At 60.7% G+C, this 20,230-nt stretch carries 20 protein-coding genes and 1 tRNA gene; 11 read left to right on the forward strand and 10 right to left on the reverse strand.

The genetic code is table 11. The features are described from left to right. Positions 1 to 77 precede the first annotated feature (77 nt). The 4 genes from FBY10_RS09860 (at position 78) to FBY10_RS09875 (ending at position 3,800) form a co-directional block, all read left to right on the forward strand. Positions 78 to 2,288 carry an AsmA family protein gene (locus FBY10_RS09860; RefSeq protein WP_145335871.1) on the forward strand — a complete coding sequence of 737 codons (2,211 nt, stop codon included), beginning with the start codon at positions 78 to 80 and terminating at the stop codon, positions 2,286 to 2,288. Next, on the forward strand, positions 2,285 to 3,352 hold the full coding sequence (gene mutY / locus FBY10_RS09865) for an A/G-specific adenine glycosylase (protein WP_131696921.1): 1,068 nt from the start codon (positions 2,285 to 2,287) through the stop codon (positions 3,350 to 3,352). The genes FBY10_RS09860 and mutY overlap by 4 nt, the downstream gene beginning before the upstream one ends. After that, positions 3,349 to 3,621 (forward strand): oxidative damage protection protein, encoded by a 273-nt coding sequence (locus FBY10_RS09870; RefSeq protein WP_027605083.1) that lies wholly within the window; start codon positions 3,349 to 3,351, stop codon positions 3,619 to 3,621. Before mutY ends, FBY10_RS09870 begins: the two co-directional genes overlap by 4 nt. A gap of 103 nt (positions 3,622 to 3,724) precedes the next feature. Continuing rightward, positions 3,725 to 3,800, forward strand: a tRNA-Phe gene (locus FBY10_RS09875). A gap of 121 nt (positions 3,801 to 3,921) precedes the next feature. On the opposite strand, the gene FBY10_RS09880 is transcribed toward FBY10_RS09875, so the two are convergent. The 4 genes from FBY10_RS09880 to FBY10_RS09895 form a co-directional block, all read right to left on the reverse strand. Continuing rightward, positions 3,922 to 5,526 (reverse strand): glycosyltransferase family 39 protein, encoded by a 1,605-nt coding sequence (locus FBY10_RS09880; RefSeq protein WP_145335869.1) that lies wholly within the window; start codon positions 5,524 to 5,526, stop codon positions 3,922 to 3,924. Positions 5,527 to 5,611: 85 nt separating this feature from the next. Continuing rightward, positions 5,612 to 6,577 carry an arsenic resistance protein gene (locus FBY10_RS09885; protein ID WP_145335867.1) on the reverse strand — a complete coding sequence of 322 codons (966 nt, stop codon included), beginning with the start codon at positions 6,575 to 6,577 and terminating at the stop codon, positions 5,612 to 5,614. 41 nt (positions 6,578 to 6,618) lie between these two features. Then, the gene (locus tag FBY10_RS09890; RefSeq protein WP_178116735.1) at positions 6,619 to 6,927 is read right to left on the reverse strand and encodes a type II toxin-antitoxin system RelE/ParE family toxin; all 309 of its coding nucleotides are present in this window, start codon (positions 6,925 to 6,927) and stop codon (positions 6,619 to 6,621) included. Further along, complete coding sequence (locus tag FBY10_RS09895; RefSeq protein ID WP_081744416.1) at positions 6,917 to 7,111, reverse strand: stability determinant; 195 nt, start codon at positions 7,109 to 7,111, stop codon at positions 6,917 to 6,919. The genes FBY10_RS09890 and FBY10_RS09895 overlap by 11 nt, the downstream gene beginning before the upstream one ends. Before the next feature lie 199 nt (positions 7,112 to 7,310). Here FBY10_RS09895 and FBY10_RS09900 point away from each other — a divergent pair, with 199 nt between their 5' ends. Continuing rightward, complete coding sequence (locus tag FBY10_RS09900; RefSeq protein ID WP_145335865.1) at positions 7,311 to 8,282, forward strand: alpha/beta fold hydrolase; 972 nt, start codon at positions 7,311 to 7,313, stop codon at positions 8,280 to 8,282. A gap of 17 nt (positions 8,283 to 8,299) precedes the next feature. Continuing rightward, positions 8,300 to 8,713 carry a hypothetical protein gene (locus FBY10_RS09905; RefSeq protein ID WP_131696925.1) on the forward strand — a complete coding sequence of 138 codons (414 nt, stop codon included), beginning with the start codon at positions 8,300 to 8,302 and terminating at the stop codon, positions 8,711 to 8,713. Positions 8,714 to 8,853: 140 nt separating this feature from the next. Here FBY10_RS09905 and gabP read toward each other — a convergent pair whose 3' ends face one another. After that, a complete protein-coding gene (gabP, locus tag FBY10_RS09910) occupies positions 8,854 to 10,245 on the reverse strand; it encodes a GABA permease (RefSeq protein ID WP_145335863.1) in 1,392 nt (463 codons plus the stop codon). Positions 10,246 to 10,801: 556 nt separating this feature from the next. On the opposite strand from gabP, the gene FBY10_RS09915 reads away from it, so the two are divergent. The 5 genes from FBY10_RS09915 (at position 10,802) to FBY10_RS09935 (ending at position 14,965) form a co-directional block, all read left to right on the forward strand. Continuing rightward, entirely contained in the window at positions 10,802 to 11,575 is a 774-nt protein-coding gene (locus FBY10_RS09915) for an ABC transporter ATP-binding protein (protein ID WP_145335861.1), read from the forward strand. Between the two features lie 13 nt (positions 11,576 to 11,588). Then, positions 11,589 to 12,341: an ABC transporter substrate-binding protein gene (locus FBY10_RS09920; protein ID WP_131696927.1), complete on the forward strand. Its 753-nt coding sequence runs from the start codon at positions 11,589 to 11,591 to the stop codon at positions 12,339 to 12,341. A 74-nt stretch (positions 12,342 to 12,415) separates the two neighbouring features. After that, the gene (locus FBY10_RS09925) at positions 12,416 to 13,108 is read left to right on the forward strand and encodes an ABC transporter permease (protein ID WP_145335859.1); all 693 of its coding nucleotides are present in this window, start codon (positions 12,416 to 12,418) and stop codon (positions 13,106 to 13,108) included. Further along, a complete protein-coding gene (locus tag FBY10_RS09930; protein WP_131696929.1) occupies positions 13,108 to 13,797 on the forward strand; it encodes an ABC transporter permease in 690 nt (229 codons plus the stop codon). Before FBY10_RS09925 ends, FBY10_RS09930 begins: the two co-directional genes overlap by 1 nt. Then, positions 13,778 to 14,965 carry a methyltransferase gene (locus FBY10_RS09935; RefSeq protein WP_131696930.1) on the forward strand — a complete coding sequence of 396 codons (1,188 nt, stop codon included), beginning with the start codon at positions 13,778 to 13,780 and terminating at the stop codon, positions 14,963 to 14,965. Before FBY10_RS09930 ends, FBY10_RS09935 begins: the two co-directional genes overlap by 20 nt. A gap of 241 nt (positions 14,966 to 15,206) precedes the next feature. Here FBY10_RS09935 and bcsQ read toward each other — a convergent pair whose 3' ends face one another. The 5 genes from bcsQ to FBY10_RS09960 form a co-directional block, all read right to left on the reverse strand. After that, positions 15,207 to 16,142: a cellulose biosynthesis protein BcsQ gene (gene bcsQ, locus FBY10_RS09940; RefSeq protein ID WP_145335857.1), complete on the reverse strand. Its 936-nt coding sequence runs from the start codon at positions 16,140 to 16,142 to the stop codon at positions 15,207 to 15,209. Positions 16,143 to 16,318: 176 nt separating this feature from the next. Beyond that, positions 16,319 to 17,443, reverse strand: a complete 1,125-nt coding sequence (locus FBY10_RS09945; protein ID WP_131696932.1) for a cell division protein FtsQ — start codon at positions 17,441 to 17,443, stop codon at positions 16,319 to 16,321. Positions 17,444 to 17,455: 12 nt separating this feature from the next. Then, positions 17,456 to 18,871: an MBOAT family protein gene (locus tag FBY10_RS09950; protein WP_131696933.1), complete on the reverse strand. Its 1,416-nt coding sequence runs from the start codon at positions 18,869 to 18,871 to the stop codon at positions 17,456 to 17,458. A 17-nt stretch (positions 18,872 to 18,888) separates the two neighbouring features. After that, on the reverse strand, positions 18,889 to 19,554 hold the full coding sequence (locus tag FBY10_RS09955) for a DUF4397 domain-containing protein (protein ID WP_131696934.1): 666 nt from the start codon (positions 19,552 to 19,554) through the stop codon (positions 18,889 to 18,891). After that, positions 19,554 to 20,219: an SGNH/GDSL hydrolase family protein gene (locus tag FBY10_RS09960; protein ID WP_027605099.1), complete on the reverse strand. Its 666-nt coding sequence runs from the start codon at positions 20,217 to 20,219 to the stop codon at positions 19,554 to 19,556. The genes FBY10_RS09955 and FBY10_RS09960 overlap by 1 nt, the downstream gene beginning before the upstream one ends. Positions 20,220 to 20,230 lie beyond the last annotated feature (11 nt).

The following is a 20,230-nucleotide window of genomic DNA, read 5'->3' on the forward strand; positions in this document are numbered from 1 at the left end:
GATCGGTGACCTGACGCAGGCCGTCGGGCGTTATACTCTGCGGCTAAATTTTGAAATCGACATACAAGGACTCGCCCATGAAAGCGTTCGGCAAAATCCTGGGTCTGGTACTTCTCGGGCTGTTGCTGATCATTGTGGCTCTGGGCTTTGCCCTGACCCACCTCTTCGATCCCAACGACTATAAAGACGAGATTCGCCAGATTGCCCGCGACAAGGCCCACATCGAGCTGACACTCAATGGCGATATCGGTTGGAGCCTGTTCCCCTGGCTCGGCCTGGAACTGCACGAGGCCAGCGTGGCGACCCTGACCACGCCGACCCAACCCTTTGCCGACCTGCAAATGCTCGGCCTGTCGGTGCGCGTGCTGCCGCTGCTGCGTCGCGAGGTGCAGATGAGCGATGTGCGTGTCGAAGGCCTCAACCTGCGCCTGAACCGCGACAAGCAGGGCCATGGCAACTGGGAAGACATCGGCAAGAACGCGCCGGTGGCAACTGCCGGAACCCCCGCGCCAGCGCAAGCGCCTGCTGAGCCCGAAGCGGAAAAACCGTCAAAGCCGATCCGCCTGGACATCGACAGCCTGACGGTCAACAACGCCCGCGTCGAATACAACGATGAACAGACCGGCAAGCAATTCAGCGCCGAAAGTATCCAGCTGAGCACCGGCGCCGTGCACGAAGGTGCGAGCATCCCGGTGAAACTCACCGCCTTCTTCGGCAGCAACCAGCCGGTGATGCGCGTCAAGACCGAACTCAACGGCAACCTGCGTATCGAGCGCGCGCTCAAGCGCTACCAGTTCGAAGACATGAAAGTTACCGGCGAAGCCACGGGCGAGCCGCTGCAAGGCAAGACCGTGACCTTCTCCACCCAGGGCCAGTTACTGGTGGACCAGGCGGCCAATATCGCCGAATGGACCAACCTCAAACTCTCGGCCAACCAACTGCGCGCCCTGGGCGAGCTGAAGGTCAACGACCTGGACAAGACCCCGCAGCTCAGCGGCGCGCTGTCCATCGCCCAGTTTGACCTGGCCAAGTTCCTCGACAGCGTCGGCAACCCGCTGCCGCCCATGGCCGAGGGCAGCCTGAGCAAGGTCGAGTTGGTCAGCCGCCTCAAGGGCACTCCGACCAGCCTGGCGCTGGAAGACCTGAACCTGAAACTCGATGGCAGCACCTTCACCGGCCGCGTCGCCGTGGACGACTTTGCCAAGCAAGCGCTACGCGTGCAGCTCAAGGGCGATACCTTCAACGCCGACAACTACCTGCCGGCCAAGTCCGAATCCGCCAAGGGCGCAACCGCCGCCCGCCAGGCCGAAGTGCAGAACAGCGAAGCCGGCGCCATGGCGGCCGGGGGCACCACTCCACTGCCGGAAGCACCGACCAAAGGCGCCTGGAGCACGGACAAACTGCGGCCACTGGCCCACCTGCGCAAGCTGGATGTCAATGCCGACCTTGCCTTCGGCCAACTGACCCTGAGTAAATTGCCGATCCAGAATGCCGTGCTGAAGGCGTCCGGCGTCGACGGCCAACTCAAGCTCGACACCCTGAGCGGCGGGCTCTACAACGGCACCTTCCAGGCCAACGGCAGCCTGGACGTACGCCAGGACATTCCGCTGCTGGCCCTGCAAAGCCGGATCAAGCAGGTACCGGTCGAACGCATCCTGCAGGCCCAGGGACAAACGCCACCGGTGAAAGGCCAGGTCACCCTCGACAGCAACCTCAGCGGCCGCGGCAACAGCCAGAAAGCCCTGATCGACAGCCTCAACGGTACCGCCAGCTTTGTGATCAACAACGGCGTGCTGCTCAACGCCAATCTCGAGCAGCAACTGTGCACCGGTATCGCCCTGCTCAACCGCAAGACCTTGAGCGGCGAACAACGCGGCAAGGACACACCGTTCCAGGAGTTGAAGGGCAACCTGACCTTCCGTAATGGCGTCGCCAACAACCCCGACCTGAAAGTGCGCATCCCAGGGCTGGCGGTCAACGGCAACGGTGACGTCGACCTACGCGTACTGGGTATGGATTACCGCGTCGGCATCATCGTCGAAGGCGACCAGCGCGAAGTACCGGACCCAGCCTGCGAAGTCGGCGCCAACTTCCAGGGCATCGAAGTGCCGCTGCGCTGCCGTGGCCCGCTGGAACTCGGCGCCAAAGCTTGCCGCCTGGACAAGGACGGCCTGAGCCAGGTCGCGATCAAGGCGGCCGGCAACAAACTCAGCGAGAAGCTGGAAGAGAAGCTCGACAAGGTCAACCCGCAGCTCAAAGATGCTTTGAAAGGCCTGTTCAAACGATGAGAAACGAGCAGTTTTCAACGGCGGTGCTGGACTGGTACGACCGCCACGGCCGCCATGACCTGCCCTGGCAACAGGGCATCACGCCCTACCGGGTGTGGGTCTCGGAGATCATGCTGCAACAGACCCAGGTCAGCACCGTACTCAATTACTTCGACCGCTTCATGGCCTCGCTGCCAACGGTCGAAGCCCTCGCCGCCGCGCCGGAAGACGAGGTGCTGCACCTGTGGACCGGCCTGGGTTATTACACTCGAGCACGCAACCTGCAAAAGACCGCGAAGATCATCGTGGCGGAGTACGGCGGCGAGTTTCCCAGGGATGTCGAAAAGCTCACTGAGTTGCCCGGCATTGGCCTGTCTACCGCTGGCGCGATTGCCAGCTTGAGCATGGGCCTGCGCGCGCCGATCCTCGACGGCAACGTCAAGCGCGTGCTGGCACGCTTTACCGCGCAAGAGGGCTACCCAGGCGAACCGAAGGTGGCCAAGCAGCTGTGGGCCACCGCAGAACGCTTCACCCCCCATGATCGCGTTAATGCCTACACCCAGGCGATGATGGACATGGGCGCCACCCTCTGCACCCGCAGCAAGCCCAGCTGCCTGCTGTGCCCGCTGGAAAAAAACTGCGAAGCCCATATGCTCGGCCTGGAGACCCGCTACCCGATCCCCAAGCCGCGCAAGACCATCCCGCAGAAGCGCACGCTGATGCCGCTGCTGGCCAATGCCGAAGGGGCGATTCTGCTTTACCGTCGCCCTTCCACAGGCCTGTGGGGCGGTTTGTGGAGCCTGCCCGAGCTGGACGACCTGCAAGACCTCGAACACCTGGCCAACCAGCACGCGCTCGAACTGGGCAAGCACCAGGCACTGCCAGGGCTGATCCACACTTTCAGTCATTTCCAACTGGCCATCGAACCCTGGCTGGTCCAGGTCGAGGAAACTGCCCATCACGTGGCCGAGGCCGACTGGCTCTGGTATAACCTCGCCACCCCGCCGCGCCTGGGCCTTGCCGCCCCGGTAAAGAAACTGCTGAAGCGCGCGTCCGATGTATTGAACGCAGGAGAGTCGTCATGACCCGCACCGTAATGTGCCGCAAGTACAACGAAGAATTGCCAGGCCTGGAACGCCCTCCGTACCCAGGTGCGAAGGGCCAGGACATTTTCGATCATATCTCCGCTCAGGCATGGGGCGACTGGCTGAAACACCAGACGCTGCTGATCAATGAAAAACGCCTGAACATGATGAACGCCGAAGACCGTAAATACCTGTCAGGCGAAATGGACAAGTTCTTTTCCGGCGAGGATTACGCCAAGGCCGACGGCTACGTGCCACCTGCTCAATAATTGATCAAAAACCGGGGTCGGCACGTAAGCGACGGTAATAATTAAATATTTTTTGAAAACTTGCTTGACGACCCCCTGAAAAACCCGTTTAATGCGCCCCGTTGCCCAGATAGCTCAGTCGGTAGAGCAGGGGATTGAAAATCCCCGTGTCGGCGGTTCGATTCCGTCTCTGGGCACCACTCATTAGTTTCAGGTGGTGCAAATGTCATCTGAAACACACAAAAAACCCGCCTAGTGCGGGTTTTTTGTTGCCTGCAATTTGAGCTATCCAAGTCGCAATTTTGAGATGAGGCGGCTGATTCATTCCAGCCGAAACACCATCAGTGGGTTGTCATTCAAACGCCCTTCAAAACTTGGCGCCTGATGCTCCAGAGGCGTGCCCTTGAGCAACGCGGTTTCCTTGCGCGCCACAATGACCCACGAAGGTCGCGGTAACGCGCTCAATCGTTCGATGTCTGCAGCGCTGATAAACGACGGCTGCTCGTCATGATCCAGATTCATCATGTAGCGCACCGCCCAGGTGTCCCTGCCGAGATTCAGGAACACCAGTGGCCCAGGCTGCGATACGCGAAGTGCTTCCACCTGACGGACGAATTGCCGAGTGTCGAACTGCAAATCCTTGGCGGGCTCCACCACCGTCACCAGCACCAGCCACTGTGCAGCCAGCGCGAATACGCTGAGCCACACCAGCCGCTCAATGCGTCGCCAGGCAATCAGCGCCGCCACTTGCAGCACCACCAGCGCGCTAATCAACAACGGCAACGAGACGTCAGGCCAGTAACCATGCTCCTGCCACCCATGTCGACAGACAAACACCGCAACCACGCACAACGCCGGCAGCGCCGCGACAAGCCCCTCGTAGCATCGACGCACCCCGGCGAGCCAGCCTTGCGCCTGGAGCAGCCCATAAGCAGCGACAGCGGCAAACATTGGCACCATGGGCAGAATGTAATAGGCGCGTTTGAAGTGCGGCACCGACAACCCGATCAAGATCATCAAGCCGCAGGCACCGAGCCGCATCACCAGTTGCACAGGGTCATCGAACCGTTCACTCCAGCGATGACGAAGCGCAACCAATGTGGCCAACGCCAACGGGACCACAGGGAAATAGCGGTACAAACTCAGCTGGAAATAGAAATATAACGGCTCGCCGGCTTCATCGAGGCGCCCGCCCACTTGCATCTTGAACACCTCATCTGCAAACGCATCGCCACCGCTGATACGCGCCAGCTTCACCAGCAGCCACCAACATGCCGCCAGCAACACCAGGCCCACGATTCCGTGAGCTAAAACCTGCTTGACCCGCTCGCCGGGACGACCCAGCACCCAATACACGCACACCACGCCACAGACCTCGATCAAGCCCAATGGCCCGCGTATCGCAAACCCCAGGATGAACAGCGGGAACACCGCGAGCTGGCGCCATCGCGAGCCGAGGCGCTCACCGCTGTGCAGCAGGTAGAAACTGCCCACACAAAGCAAAGCCACCATCTGGTCCAGACAGACCGAGCGCGACTTTTCCAGCAGTTGGGTGGTGAGCAACGTCAGCAGCACCGTGAGCAGCGCCCATGGGCGACTCGCCGGGACCAGCAAGCGATAGATCAAGGCCACGACCCCGGCGGATGCAAGGGCAGTGGGCAGCACATTGGCCAAGTGGTTGGGCGCACCGAACAGCCGGGCAAATACGTAACTGAAGAAGGTCGCGGTACCGGGGTAGTCCGCGTAAGGCTGCCCATAGGTGGTGGGGAAAAGACTCGCACCATGACGAAACATTTCCTGCAGGAACAGCGCCCAGCGCCCGTCAAACCCCTGAGGTTGCTGGTCCCAGATACCCAGCGTGAACAGCAACAGCGCGAACAGGAAAATGCCCAGAGACTCCAGGCGGAAGCGGTTGCTGTGATCCATGGGTTGGCCTGTCAGGTAGGGAGCGCCGACCTAGGGTGCCGAACGTATCCCTAATAGCGCCTGAACAAACCTGAACATTCACATTTCAACGACCTGCAGGCCACACCAGCCTCGGGATCAGGCGCACGTAAATCAACTCGCCCACCAATTCGACCAGGGTTTGCAGGATCACCGCCGTCGCCGCCAGCCCACGCACATCGTCGGGCAAGGCCAGCGCCAGGGGCAGCACCACCAGCGAATTCCGTGTCGACGCGCTGAACGTCACTGCCCGGGCCGTAACCGCCGGCAGCGCGAACAGCCCCGACGCCAGCGCCCCCATTAACGGCGCCAGCACCAGAAAGCCGATATACACCGGGATCACCGGCAGCAGCAGGCTGATGTCACGTACCACCGAAGTGATCTGCGAACCGATCACCACGAACAACACCCCCGCCATCGCCGGCACCGGCAACCATGCCCAGGCATTGTTCCAGGCATTGATAATCGCCGATCTGCGCGCCAGGGATGCAGTGATCACCGCCAGCACCATCGGCACCACAATCAACAATACAAACGCCTCTATAAACGGCCCCACCGCTACCACCACCCCGGACTGCGCCCCCAGCATCAACCCCAGGTACACCGGCAACAGCAGTAACTGCAGCAACAACAGCACCGGCGTCGCCGCCAGCATCAAGCGTGAATCGCCTTTACCGATATGGGTAAACACCACCACGTAGTCGATACACGGCGTCAGCAACACCAGCAATGCGCCCACCAGCAACGCCGGGCGCTCCACCAGGCCACGGGTCAACACCCACACCAGCAACGGCACGAGGATGAAATTGGCCAACAGCAACGCCGACAGAAAGCGCTTGTGACTCAAGCTCTGGCGCAGATCCAGAAAAGGGATTTGCAGGAACATCGCATACATCAACACCGCAATGGCGGGCGTGACCAGCACGCCGAGGCCATGGGCCAACGAAGGCGCGAGCAGGCCGAAAGCGGCAGCCAGGAGGACAGCGGCGAAGTAGAGGGGGATCTGGTTGTGTTCGAGGGTGTCGCGAGTCATGAAAACGCTCTGGTGGATCGCAGAGGTGCAAGCCTATGCGTCTACTGGCACGAGGTCGAGTGACGCGGACCGGTCGCCTCTGAAGGATATTCTTGGCGCGTATGCAATACGGTCAGGATCTCGACCTGTTCCATAACGCGATAGACGACCAGATAGTTTGGATGAACGACCATTTCACGAGTGCCGGACAAGCGCCCTTGCCTGAATCCGTATGGCATTGACGACAAACCCTCAGTGGCCGCCACAATCGTATGGTGCAACGAAGCGGCGGAAGCGGCGTTGTACTGCTCGATGTAATCAATAATTTCGGTCAAGGCGACGATAGCCTCAGGTCGCCATTTAACGAGCAGCACGGCGAGCCTTGCGCCTCTCTTCCAGCATCCTCTCGACTTCGGCCATTGCCTCATCATGTGGAATACTTGGGCGAGGATCATCAATTGAAGCTTGTACCTTGGCACGAAACCAACGGTCGTAGCTGGCAGCCTGCTCTTCAGTTTCAAACTCTGAAACGATGGGAGAACGTGGGATGCTCATGGAGACCTCCGGAATGGGTGCCTGCCAGTCTAATCTGTCCATGGTTTGCTGTCGTTTCTCTCGGATGTATGGCTTTCGCCGAGGCTCTGCACGCTTTGCGAGCGCCGAAGCTTAATGAGCCAATCAAAGGGCAGACAAGTGCTGGCAAACTGGCTAACTGTTACTAAAAAATAATAATCCAGGCAGGGGCTTCGAAACGATGAATTTGAATGACGCCTCTTCAGTAGAACTTGCAACTACACCCAGAAATAGCCAAAGCGAATCCTTCAAAGAATCCGCCGCAGACGGCCACCCCCTCGGCGGCTTCACCTGGCGCCACCCGCGCACCGACCTTGGACGCCCGGTCGTCATCATCAATGCCGCCACATCCGTGCGCTGCCGCCACTACTCACGGTTCGCCGATTACCTGTTCGCCAACGGCTTCGACGTGATCACCTACGACTATCGCGGCATCGGCGAGTCGCGCAGCGGTTCGTTGCGCGGTTTCAAGGCGTCGTGGTCGGATTGGGGCACGCTGGATTTCGAAGCGATCCTGCTGCGGGCACAGCGGGAGTTTCCAGGCCAACCGATTGATGTGGTCGGCCACAGTTTTGGCGGCTGTGCGGCGGGGCTGGGTGCATCCGGCGCGGTGATCCGGCGAATCGTGACCGTGGGCGCGCAGTTCGCCTACTGGCGCGATTACGCAGCCGCCGGGCGCTGGCAGATGTTTGCCAAATGGCATGTGGTAATGCCGTTGGTCACGGCACTCTGCGGGTATTTCCCCGGCAAGCGCCTGGGTTGGTTGGAGGATACGCCGGCAGGCGTGGTGCGTGACTGGAGCACGCCAACGCCCAGGTATGAGACGCGACCCAGCGGGCGTGCCCTGGCCGACGTGCCATTCAGTCGTGTGAAGGCGCAGGTGCTGGCGATCAGCATCACCGACGACCCGTTCGGCACCGTGGCGGCGATTGAGCGATTGCTGGGCTATTTCGCAAACAGCGAGCGCACCCATCTGCGCATCGCCCCGGAAGATATCGGCGAAAAACAGATCGGACATTTCGCGTTCTTTCGCAGCGAGTATCAGGATCGGTTGTGGCCGATTGCATTGACATGGCTTCAACACGGCCAATTAACGGCGGATACCCTTGGGATTTCCCTCAACCTGCGCTTCAATACCCCACCCAGATCCTGACCCAAGGACGTGAGCCCATGGCCTCGCCGAACAAGCAGCAAAAACGTGCCCACCGGGCCAAGGCCAAGGCCAAGCAGAACCGCACCCAACGCGCCGTCGCGAGCAAGCCGGATGCGTTTGCCGGCGATGACGACCGGATTGACCTTGAGTCGGTGGATTTGACCGAGCTGTTCGTCGAGATGCGCACCGCCGGCGAGACCAGCCAGCAGGCCCTCTGCGCGGTATTCCTGGCCCACCCCCTGCTCGCGCTGGTGCTGGAGCAGGAAGGCGAAGAAGAAGCCACCGACTTTATCCTGGCGGCACTGATCGAGTATCGGCAGTGGGCCACGGACAGCGACGATGAAACCGCCGCACTGGCGTGGATTGAATCGCCGCAGTTCCAGGCCGATTACGTCGCCGCATCCCAGGCGCTCACCAACTCCCAAGACTGACGCAAAACAAAATGTGGGAGGGGGCTTGCCCGCGATAGCGTGGTATCAGTCAATTAGATGTCGACTGACGCACCGCTATCGGGGGCAAGCCCCCTCCCACATTTGAACTGCGGCGCAATCAAGCACCGCATTCCATCACATCAATTCAGCACCACAGCGCCTGCTCTCTGCGCCTTGCGACGGCTCGACACAAACAACCCCGCCGCCACCACCAGCAAGCTCAAGACCCCAGTCGCGATGATCTCGACCCGGTGCGCTTCCTGGAACAGCATGATGGTCAACGTGCCGACGATAAACACCATCACCGCGTAGGTCAGGCCTGGGAACAGCCACATCTTGAAGACAATTTTCTCGCCCGCAGCCATGCGTTTCTGACGCATGCGCAGTTGCGACACTGCAATCACCAGGTACACCAGCAGCGCGATGGCGCCGGAGCTGGCCAGCAGGAATTCGAACACCGCAGCCGGTGCCACGTAGTTGGCAAATACTGCCAGGAACGCCGCGCCAGTGGACAGCAACACCGCCCAGTAAGGCGTGCCGCTCTTGTTGGTGCGCTTGGCCACGGCCGGTGCATCGCCGCGACGGCCCAGGGAGAACAGCATGCGCGAAGCGGTATACAGCGCCGAGTTCAGGCAGCTGGTCACGGCAACCAAGACCACCAGGTCGACGATCAGCTTGGCGTTCGGAATACCCATGCGTTCCAGCACGGTCTGGTAGGAACCTACGGCCGCGAGGGTCGGATCATTCCAAGGCACCAGGGACACGACGATGAAGATCGACAACAGGTAGAACAAGCCAATCCGCCAGATCACCGAGTTGGTGGCCTTGGTGATTTGCTGGCCCGGGTTCTTCGATTCGGCTGCAGCGATGGTGACGATCTCGGTGCCCATAAAGGAGAACATGGTGGTCAGGATCGCCGCCAATACCGCGCCCATGCCGTTGGGCATAAAGCCTTGGGTGTCAAAGAGGTGGGAAACACCGCTGACCTGGCTGGTCGGCAGGAAGCCGAAAATCGCCGCCAGGCCGAGGATCACAAAACCTACGATCGCCACGACCTTGATCAACGCAAACCAGAACTCGAACTCACCGTAGTTCTTCACGCTGAACAGATTGGTAGCCGTCAGCAGCAGGGTGATGATCAGCGTGAAGGCCCAGATGGCCACATCCGGGAACCAGGCGTGGAGAATGGTCGCGGCGGCGTTGGCTTCCAACGGAATCACCAGCACCCAGAACCACCAGTACAGCCAGCCGATAGTAAAACCGGCCCAGTGACCGATCGCACGGTCGGCATAGGTGGAGAACGAACCGGTGTCCGGCGACGCCACGGCCATTTCGGCCAGCATGCGCATCACCAATACCACCAGCGTACCCGCTGCGGCATACGCCAGCAGGACCGCAGGGCCGGCGGCAGCAATCGCGTGGCCGGAGCCGACAAACAAACCGGCACCAATGACGCCGGCAATCGACAGCATGGTGACGTGACGCGGTTTGAGCCCCTGTTCGAGGTCATTGGAGCTTTGCGTACTACTCATTGACACACCTTTGCGAGGAATTGCGAAAACGGTCCGCCCGGCCTGGGCTCTTCCTCGTGAAAAGAAACCAACAGGGCGTTCTTTATTTTTTACGCAAGATTTGCGCCAAAATGTTACAAGACCGCGATTGACGCGGCCTGTAGGACGATTCAACAGTCATCGCAAGTCATTGAGAACAATGGCATTTCGCTATAGCGTTACCGTGCGACTCACTTTCAACACGAACAAACGCACCAAAAGCACACACAAAAAGTACACCGCGCGCCATAAAAGGGCCGATAGGTACCGTTTGCCCGTTTAACCCTTCCAACACCCGTCCAAAGCTGGCACCATCGCGCCCTTTTTTACGCGAAGCCTGCGGGATTCACGGGTTCAAACGGTTGTTCGGTTGTTGATGGCGCGACACCCTGCTGTACCGATGCGACACCCTGCCGCACACCGCCCGTTTACCGCCCGCCGCGCTGTTGGCCGCCATCAAGACGCTATGCTAGCTTGGCGCCTCGCCAGGAAGGCGGCCCAACAGCGAAGATCGCAATGAACACAATGAGGACCCCACATGGCCGAGGCCACGCCCGCGCTTGAAATCCGCAACTTGCATAAACGCTATGGTGAGCTGGAGGTACTCAAAGGTATCTCGCTGACCGCTCGCGACGGCGATGTGATCTCGATCCTGGGTTCCTCCGGTTCCGGCAAGTCCACGTTCCTGCGCTGCATCAACCTGCTGGAAAACCCGCACCAGGGCCAGATCCTCGTGGCCGGCGAAGAACTCAAGCTCAAGGCCGCGAAAAACGGCGAGCTGATGGCCGCCGACGGCAAGCAGATCAACCGCCTGCGCAGCGAAATCGGTTTTGTGTTTCAAAACTTTAACCTGTGGCCACACATGAGCATCCTCGACAACATCATCGAGGCCCCTCGTCGCGTGCTCGGCCAAAGCAAGGCCGAGGCAATAGAAGTGGCCGAAGCCCTGCTGGACAAGGTCGGCATCGCCGACAAGCGCCACGCCTACCCCGCGCAATTGTCCGGCGGCCAGCAACAACGGGCCGCCATCGCGCGCACCCTGGCGATGCAGCCCAAGGTCATCCTGTTCGACGAGCCCACTTCAGCCCTTGACCCGGAAATGGTCCAGGAAGTACTTAATGTGATCCGCGCGCTGGCCGAAGAAGGCCGCACCATGCTGCTGGTCACCCACGAAATGGGCTTCGCCCGTCAGGTCTCCAGTGAAGTGGTGTTCCTCCACCAGGGCCTGATCGAAGAGCAAGGATCGCCACAGCAGGTGTTTGAAAACCCGTTTTCGGCGCGCTGCAAACAATTCATGTCCAGCAACCGCTAACGGAGCAACATGCATGCAGAACTATAAAAAATTCCTTCTGGCCGCGGCCGTCTCGATGGCGTTCAGCGCCACGGCCATGGCAGAAACCTTGACCATGGGGATCGAAGCGGCCTACCCGCCGTTCAACAATAAAGACGCCAGCGGCAACGTGGTCGGCTTCGACAAAGACATCGGCGACGCCCTGTGCGCGAAGATGAAAGTCGAGAAGTGCGACGTGTATGTGTCCGACTGGGACGGCATCATCCCGGCCCTGAATGCCAAGAAGTTCGACTTCCTGGTGTCCTCGCTGTCGATCACCGACGAGCGCAAGCAAGCCGTCGACTTCACCGACCCGTACTACTCCAACAAGCTGCAGTTCATCGCACCTAAAGCCACCGCAGACTTCAAGACTGACGCCGGCTACCTGAAGGGCAAGGTCATCGGCGCACAGCGCGCAACGCTGGCCGGCACGTACCTGGAAGACAAGCTGCCTGACACCGAAGCCAAGCTCTACGACACCCAGGAAAACGCCTACCTCGACCTGACGTCCGGCCGCCTCGACGGCATCCTCGCCGACAAGTACGTGCAGTACGAATGGCTCAAGAGCAAAGACGGCCAGGCCTACGAGTTCAAGGGCGACCCGGTTGTAGAGAGCGACAAGATCGGGATCGCCGTACGCAAGGGCGACCCCCTGCGCGAGCGCCTGAACAAAGCCCTGGCAGAGATCAAGGCAGACGGCACCTACAAGAAGATCAACGACAAGTACTTCCCGTTCAGCATCGAATGATCTGAACGGCCTGCCCGGCGCGCGCCTTTGAGCGCGCCGGCTTTCAGCAATGCCTGCCGCGATATGAAAACACCATGAATTTCGATCTCTACGGATTCGGCCCGGCGCTCGCTGCCGGCGCGCTGATGACCGTCAAACTGGCGCTCACGGCATTATGCCTGGGGCTGGTACTCGGCCTCGCCGGTGCCCTGGCCAAGACTTCCCCGTACAAGCCGTTGCAATGGCTGGGCGGTACTTACTCGACAATCGTTCGCGGTGTGCCGGAACTGCTGTGGGTGCTGCTGATTTACTTCGGCACGATCAACGCCATGCGATCACTGGGTGAGTTGCTCGACATTCCCGACCTGTCCCTCAGCGCCTTTGCCGCTGGCGTCATCGCGCTGGGCCTGTGTTTCGGCGCCTACGCCACGGAAGTGCTGCGTGGCGCGATCATCTCCATTCCCAAAGGCCACCGCGAAGCGGGTGTGGCGCTGGGCCTGTCGAAGTTTCGTATCTTTACCCGATTGATCATGCCGCAGATGTGGCGCATCGCCCTGCCGGGGCTGGGCAATCTGTTCCTGATCCTGATGAAAGATACCGCGCTGGTCACGGTCATCGGCCTCGAAGAAATCATGCGCCATGCGCAGATCGCCGTAACCGTCACTAAACAGCCTTTCACCTTCTATATGGTCGCCGCGTTCATCTACCTGGCCCTGACGTCGCTGTCGATGGTGGCTATGCACTTCCTGGAACAACGCGCCGCCCGCGGCTTCGTGAGGACGACGTAATGGAATGGGAAGTCATCATCAAGTGGCTGCCGAAGTTTATCCAGGGCGCCATCCTGACCCTGGAACTGGTGAGCATCGCTGTGATCCTCGGCCTGATCCTGGCCATCCCGCTGGGTATCGCGCGCTCGTCCAGGCACCTGTCTGTGCGCGCCCTGCCCTACGCCTACATCTTTTTCTTTCGCGGTACGCCGCTGCTGGTGCAATTGTTCCTGGTCTATTACGGCCTGGCTCAATTCGAAAGCATCCGCTCAAGCTTCATGTGGACGTACCTGCGCGACCCGTTCTGGTGTGCCACCGCCACCATGACGCTGCATACGGCGGCCTATATCGCCGAGATCCTGCGGGGCGCCATCCAGGCCATTCCGCCGGGGGAAATCGAAGCAGCCCGTGCGTTGGGCATGTCCAGGCCCAAGACGCTGTTCTACATCATCCTGCCCCGGGCCGCGCGCATCGGGCTGCCGGCCTACAGCAACGAAGTCATCCTGATGCTCAAGGCCAGCTCGCTGGCGAGCACCGTGACCCTGCTGGAGCTGACCGGCATGGCCAGGACGATCATCGCGCGCAACTACCTCACCGTGGAGATGTTCTTCACCGCCGGCGTGTTCTACCTGTTGATCTCCTTCCTGCTGGTGCGCGGCTTCAAACTGCTGGAACGCTGGCTGCGCGTCGATGCCTGCCAGGGACGTTGAAGCCCGCTTCAAGGCGCTGGATGCGTTTCTGATCGAGCACCAGAGGCTGTGGCGACCACGGCCCTTTATTCATCGGCAATTGCCTTGGGAAACCGAGCATCCGGAACTGGCCCGGTGGCTGCGTCAACGCTCGTTGTCCGACGCAGAAACCAGCCATAACCACCCCCACACACTGCCGGCGCCCGCACCGTTTCCCACACTGGCCCGCGAAGCCTTGCGTCTCAGTGCTGTGGATAAGTTACCGACGCAGCCCCTGCAACCCGCTGCGCACCGCCTGAATGTCGACGTACCCGGGCGCAAATGGCAGCAAATCGAAGCCTTCGGCGCCGCGCTGCAGTTTGCGCAAACACCCCGGCATTGGCTGGATTGGTGCGCCGGCAAGGGCCACCTCGGCCGCCGCCTGTTGCACACAGGCCAACAGCTGACCTGCCTGGAATACGACCCGGCGCTGATCGCGGCAGGCCAGGCCTTGAGCGACCAGCATGGATTGCCCGTCACCCATCGCCTGCAAGACGTGATGGCCGATGTGGCGCTCGGCCCCGAACACACGCCTGTCGCTCTGCACGCCTGCGGTGACCTGCACGTGCGTCTGCTGCAAGTAGCCAGTGCCGTCGGCTGCAAACAGCTGGCGCTGGCGCCCTGCTGCTATAACCGCATCAACGCGTCGACTTACCAGCCGCTTTCCAATGCGGGCCGTGCTTCACGTTTGCAACTATCGGTTGATGACCTTGGCCTGCCGCTGAGCGAAACCGTCACCGCGGGTAAACGCGTGCGCCGGCAACGGGACATGTCGATGGCCCGCCGCCTGGGTTTCGATCAGTTGCAACGCCAGTTACGCGGCTGCGACGACTACCTGCCCACACCGTCCCTGCCCGCCAGCTGGCTGGACAAACCCTTTGCTGATTACTGCCGGGAGCTGGCGGGTGTTAAAGGGTTATCCACAGATGAGCAGGATTGGCCGGTGTTGGAAGCCTATGGCTGGCAGCGCTTGGCCGAAGTCAGAAACCTGGAACTGGTGCGTGGTCTGTTTCGGCGCCCGCTGGAGTTATGGCTGGTGCTGGATCGGGCACTGTTTTTGGCCGAGCACGGCTACAGGGTAGAAGTTGGGATCTTCTGCGAAACGACACTGACACCGCGCAACTTGTTGGTGCTCGCCGAGCGCGATTAGGGGGCAAAATTGTCGCACCCCAACCTGTGGATAACTCTGTTGATGAATTTTGTACGGAGCCTGCATCCACCTGCGCTACAGCCAAAATGCCATGCTGTTCATTTTTTACTCACAAAATAAAATTCACGTAAAACAGGCAGTTGCGGCGAGTTGAGAACGGCTCCACAAAAAAGTTGTTTCATGACCCAGGCATTCAACCGATTGTGCATAAGCATCTGGCGCTAAGCCTTTAAACCGCCATTTACAGACATTTTTTGCGAGCAATCAGTAGTCGGCAAAGGTCGTTGATATCGTCCGCAGCCAAGCCCAATGCCTGGCTGTCCAATGGGTCGGTTCCGAATGCCAGCGCTTCACTGATCGATGTGTCGCGGTGCACCTCCAGCGGCTCTTTCGCGCCCAGACGCTGCTTGAACGCCTCGACCATATCCAGGCTGAAGGCATTGCCCTCGTCCAGTTGGTTGATCAAGAAGTGAACGTGCGGCGGGCGCTCACGCTCAAGGTGGGGCGCCAGCAGCCCATTAAGTTGGTCCAGAGTGCCCAGGGAAGCGGCGTCAGGCTGCGCAACCACCAACACCACATCGGCCACGCTGAGGGCTTGATGAAAGTAAACGTTATGACCGGCGGGGGTATCGATGATCACCGTATGCCGGGCACTCAAGCCCATGGTCGAGAGGTGCTGGGCCAGCCAGTCCGGCTCGTTTTTGAGCCAGCGCTGCAGGTCTTCCTGTTGCTGCATGTCGGTTTCACCAAAGGGGAGCACGCGACTGCCGAAAAAACCGGGCTGCTGGATGTTCTCCCACTGCCCATGTCGCAGACTGGTCAGGCCGATACCCGGCACGCAAGGGCTGACCCCGAAGTGCAAACGCAAGGCGTTCTGAGGGTCCAGGTCCACCGCTACCACCGACTCGCCATGGCGCTGTAAGCCACTGCTCAAGGCCGCCGCCAAGGTGCTTCGTCCGACCCCACCATTGACCGACACCAACGCAACCACACACGGATGCCGCGCAGCCTTATTCAACGGATGGGACTGCTCATTGACACCGGGAGTTGGTGGAGGAAACGGGGTGCCGTCATCCACGGGGACGCTGCCGAAAAAGTGCATTCGCGCATTCAGCCCTTGGGGATCGAGGCTGACGTCTTTGCCCAGCAGAACCAGAAGACCGTCGGTGAAGCTCATAGCGCAATCCTCATCACGGCGAAGCTTAAAGACGTGAAAAGGTCAGCTGATACGACTGCTTACCGCAGGTCTTTTTGTGGTCGCCCTTGTGCGAGCAGTCTGCTTCAAGCTCGCCAAGGTGTCATTATTTTGATCCTTTCGCTGTTTATTTTTTAGACAGACGGCAAGCCGTCAAATTACTGACCAAGCGTGATGATGTCATACGGCGTTTGCAGGTCGCGCTCTGGAATCTCCCAGATCAACAACTTAGGCGGGGTTTGCCGGAACGCTGGGCTGTCGAAGTACGCCTTGGCCGCGCCGGAAAATTCGCCGCCATCCTTGCTGAAATTGCCTACCGGCGCATTCAGAGCTTTTTGCAGGAAGCCCACAAAGTTCGAATTGCGCGAGAACGAGGTACCGATCAGCGCCACATTGGGCAGGCCGGCGTCGCCGAACAGGTCATCGGCACTGCTGGTGGCACCGCCGCTTTCGTGAGCGGAACTGGCCGCGACCGATTCCCCTGGCGGCTGCAACTTGGGTGGCAACCAGTCGAGACCGGCCAGGCGCACCAGGTCTCCCGGGCGCACGGCGAGCGGCGCCTGGGTAATCTCGAAGGCTTGCTCGGGCGTGGCCTGGATGCCACGTTGCCGGATGCGTTGTACCAGGGCCTTGGCCCCCGCGTTTGAGCCGATTTCGCTCCAGTGGGTGTCGGTACGCAGGTACGCTTCCGGGCCCAGCGGCTTAAGGGTGTCGGTCAGGTCGAGTGCTGATACGCCAGCCGCCTGCAACGTGGCGGTCCAAGCCTGGATGCGGCCATCAAGCGCCGCAGGACGGTACAGACCGCAACGTTGGGCGGCGGCGATACGGCTCTTGTCCGGCACCACCACCACTTGCAGGTCGATGCCCTTTTTGCCCAGTTGCTGCTGCAAGGCGATCACCGCCTGGGCCTTGGTCTGTGCATTGGCCTCGGCATGGCGGTTGATGCGCAGTTCATCGCTGATAAACAGCCAGCCTGGGCAACCCTGGCGCACACGCGGCCCGGTGTCGCCGAACGCCAGCCAACTGGTCCCACGCTCCAGGTTGGCAGCCTGGATCGCCATCGGCGCCTTGGCCAGTTCCTTGGCGAAACGGTGGGTCAACTCACCGTGCAGCAGCATGTCGCTGTCGATCTTGGCGGGCAAGAAGCTGATCGGCCCCTTCACCATCAGCCAGGCACAGGACAGCAGCCCCGCCGCCAGGAAGGGCACCAGCACCCAGGCCGCCAGGGGGCTGGTGCGAACGGCCAAATCGCTCGGAGGAGTCGGCGCGGTAGGAGCGGGCATGGTCGGGCGTCCTTAGAACTGAAAGTACAGAAACGGTACAGCGTCGCGGCTGGCGATCAGCGCGAACGACAACAAAAACCCGGCCACCGGCCACAACGAAGCAGCCACCACAAACCAGGGTTGGGTACCGAAACGCTGCTCGCAACGCACCTGCCAGATCGGCGCAATGATGCACACCAGGCCCAGCAACGCCGCCATGCCGTGGGCCGGGCGCATGGCCACGGCCATTGCGTCACCCAGGGCCACGCCATGCATACCGAACTGGCCGGCGTACATGGTCAGTGCCGAATGGAAGTCCGGCGCGCGGAACAAGGTCCAGGCCAGGCACACAAACAGCAGCGTCAGGATGTGCGACAGCACCGGCGGAATGCGCGGCAGGCTCGACCGCGACCAGGCGCGATCCACACACAGCGCGATACCATGTGCCGCCCCCCACAACAGGTAGTTCCAGCTGTCGCCGCCGTGCCACAACCCGGCGATCGCCATGGTCAGGAACAGGTTGCGATAGGTGCGCCACACGCCGTCGCGGTTACCGCCCAGGGCGATATACAGGTAGTCGCGCAACCAACTGGACAACGACAAGTGCCAACGACGCCAGAAGTCCTGGATGCTGCTGGCCAGGTACGGCCGGTTGAAGTTTTCCGGGAAGTGAAAGCCCAGCATCAGGCCCAGGCCGATAGCCATGGCGCTGTAGCCGGCGAAGTCGAAGAACAGTTGCAGCGAATAGGCCAGGCAACCGACCCATGCATCCACCAGACTCGGGTTTTCGAGGTGGAAGGCAATGTCCACCAACGGCGACAAGGTGTCAGCCACCAGCACTTTCATGCCCATGCCGATCATGAAGCGACGCGCGCCCAGAGAGAAGTTCGGCCAGTTGAAATAACGCTGGTTCAGCTCGCGACGGACCCAGTCGTAACGAATGATCGGGCCTGCAATCGAGTGACCGAACATCGAAATGTACGTGGCGTAATTGATGAAGCTGCGCTCCACCGGCACCGTATGACGGTGCACGTCCACCAGGTAGGAAATCGCCTGCAACACGATGAACGACAGACCGGCCGGCAAGGCCACGCGTTGCCAATCCAGCGGCATGGCGCCGTACCAGGTGATCACCTCGCTCACGGTGCCGGCGACGATGTTGGCGTACTTGTACCAACACAGCACCGCCGTGTTGAACACGATCAACGCAATCAACAGGCGCACCCGGCCCTTGCCGTCCTCACGGGAGCGGTCCACCAGCAGGCCGCCGACCCATGCCACCACGGTCAACACCATGTGCAGGAACAGGAACAGCGGGCTCAACCAGCCATAGAACAACCAGCTGCCGATCAACAGGATGACATTGCGCCAGCTCGGACGAGCCAGGGCATAAATCAACAGAAAGGCCGGCAGGAACAGCGTGAGAAATTCGAGTGAGGCAAAGACCATGGTGGTGTCGGGCCCGATCAGTTAGCGAGTGCGTCGGAGGCGAACAGCAACTTCGAACCTGCAGCCGAAGGGACGGCCAGCACGCTATAGCGCTCACCCGCCTTGAGGGTGAACGTCAGCGGCTGGCCCACCGGAGCACCGGCGCACTTGAGCTGCACCGACAGCTCCACCGGGTTGATCATGCGGCGCTGCACCGCACCTTCAGCCACCTTCTTGAACAGCTCGGCTTTTTGCGCCACGGCTTCCAGGCTGGCGTCGGCGCACGCGGCGTCGGCGTTGATAAAGGCCAGGGAAGCTTTGAGCGCGTTGAAGTCGTCCGGTTGCTCACGCACCACCAACTGGCGCGTGGCGCCCTGGGCGTCGACCAACGCGACCACGGTGGCGAATTCGCCGGGGGCCACGGTCACCGACAGGTCGGCGTTTTTACCGTCGCGGCTCAACACGCCCTTGATCGGCTTGTCACCCCCCACCACCGGCAGGAAGTCCGACACGGCTTTATCCCCGCTCAACACCAGGCTGGCCTTGGAACCGTCCGCCACCAGCTTCAACTCGCCGGGAGCGCCATTGGCAAAACGCAGGAACGCTGCGTCTTGCTCCGGGCCGGTGGGGTACAACGGGATGTCGGCGCTGTAGGCGCTGACACTGGCGAGCAAAGTAGCCAGGCCCAGGGTCATTCGTTTCATTATTTGCTTCCTTTACCGTAGGCCGATGGCGGCAGGTCGCCCAGGGCTGTACCAATGGCCTTGGCCCATTTCTGGTAGCCGTCGATGGTGAAGTGCTGGCCGTCAGTGGTGATCCACTCGCCCGGCTTGGAGAAGGTCAGCGAATCGATGTAGGTGCACGGCGCCACGTTACTGGCCAGGAAAGCCGACATCAGCTTGGTGCGGGTGTCGTCCTTCTTGTACTGGGAACCGACCTTGCCCCACGGCGGACCGACCCACACGCACTTGGTGCCGGTGTCGGTGATCGCCTTGGTCAGCGAGGTCACGCTTTTCCAGGCCCAGGCCTTGGGGAATACCGGATTGGTGTACGAGCCCATGGTGTCACCGATGATCAGCACGACAACGTCGGGTTTGTCCTTGGCGATCAGTTCCTGGATCGGCGTGGTGCTCATGGCGTTCTTGCCGTAGATCACGGCTTTGCCGGTGGGCAGGCGCTCGCCGCCACACTCGACTTTTTTCGGTACGACCCAATCCGCCGCACCAGCACCACAGGCACCGATGGAGTGAACCACCGCGCCTTGCTTGGTCAGGTTGTCTTGCAGCGGGTTGAGCAACGAATCGGGAAAGCTCATATGACTTTCGCCCAGTACCAGCATGGTTAGGCCGGCAATCGCAGAAACAGGCATGAATAACTCCG

Origin of the sequence: Pseudomonas sp. SJZ103 (assembly GCF_007828335.1) — a bacterium.
Taxonomy (GTDB): Bacteria; Pseudomonadota; Gammaproteobacteria; order Pseudomonadales; family Pseudomonadaceae; genus Aquipseudomonas.

Bases quoted from the DNA above. Each gene is read 5' to 3' on its own strand.
- FBY10_RS09860 (WP_145335871.1), top strand. From the start codon at position 78: ATGAAAGCGTTCGGCAAAATCCTGGGTCTGGTACTTCTCGGGCTGTTG.
- mutY (WP_131696921.1), top strand. From the start codon at position 2,285: ATGAGAAACGAGCAGTTTTCAACGGCGGTGCTGGACTGGTACGACCGC.
- FBY10_RS09870 (WP_027605083.1), top strand. From the start codon at position 3,349: ATGACCCGCACCGTAATGTGCCGCAAGTACAACGAAGAATTGCCAGGC.
- FBY10_RS09880 (WP_145335869.1), bottom strand. From the start codon at position 5,526: ATGGATCACAGCAACCGCTTCCGCCTGGAGTCTCTGGGCATTTTCCTG.
- FBY10_RS09885 (WP_145335867.1), bottom strand. From the start codon at position 6,577: ATGACTCGCGACACCCTCGAACACAACCAGATCCCCCTCTACTTCGCC.
- FBY10_RS09895 (WP_081744416.1), bottom strand. From the start codon at position 7,111: ATGAGCATCCCACGTTCTCCCATCGTTTCAGAGTTTGAAACTGAAGAG.
- FBY10_RS09900 (WP_145335865.1), top strand. From the start codon at position 7,311: ATGAATTTGAATGACGCCTCTTCAGTAGAACTTGCAACTACACCCAGA.
- FBY10_RS09905 (WP_131696925.1), top strand. From the start codon at position 8,300: ATGGCCTCGCCGAACAAGCAGCAAAAACGTGCCCACCGGGCCAAGGCC.
- gabP (WP_145335863.1), bottom strand. From the start codon at position 10,245: ATGAGTAGTACGCAAAGCTCCAATGACCTCGAACAGGGGCTCAAACCG.
- FBY10_RS09915 (WP_145335861.1), top strand. From the start codon at position 10,802: ATGGCCGAGGCCACGCCCGCGCTTGAAATCCGCAACTTGCATAAACGC.
- FBY10_RS09920 (WP_131696927.1), top strand. From the start codon at position 11,589: ATGCAGAACTATAAAAAATTCCTTCTGGCCGCGGCCGTCTCGATGGCG.
- FBY10_RS09925 (WP_145335859.1), top strand. From the start codon at position 12,416: ATGAATTTCGATCTCTACGGATTCGGCCCGGCGCTCGCTGCCGGCGCG.
- FBY10_RS09930 (WP_131696929.1), top strand. From the start codon at position 13,108: ATGGAATGGGAAGTCATCATCAAGTGGCTGCCGAAGTTTATCCAGGGC.
- FBY10_RS09935 (WP_131696930.1), top strand. From the start codon at position 13,778: ATGCCTGCCAGGGACGTTGAAGCCCGCTTCAAGGCGCTGGATGCGTTT.
- bcsQ (WP_145335857.1), bottom strand. From the start codon at position 16,142: ATGAGCTTCACCGACGGTCTTCTGGTTCTGCTGGGCAAAGACGTCAGC.
- FBY10_RS09945 (WP_131696932.1), bottom strand. From the start codon at position 17,443: ATGCCCGCTCCTACCGCGCCGACTCCTCCGAGCGATTTGGCCGTTCGC.
- FBY10_RS09950 (WP_131696933.1), bottom strand. From the start codon at position 18,871: ATGGTCTTTGCCTCACTCGAATTTCTCACGCTGTTCCTGCCGGCCTTT.
- FBY10_RS09955 (WP_131696934.1), bottom strand. From the start codon at position 19,554: ATGAAACGAATGACCCTGGGCCTGGCTACTTTGCTCGCCAGTGTCAGC.
- FBY10_RS09960 (WP_027605099.1), bottom strand. From the start codon at position 20,219: ATGCCTGTTTCTGCGATTGCCGGCCTAACCATGCTGGTACTGGGCGAA.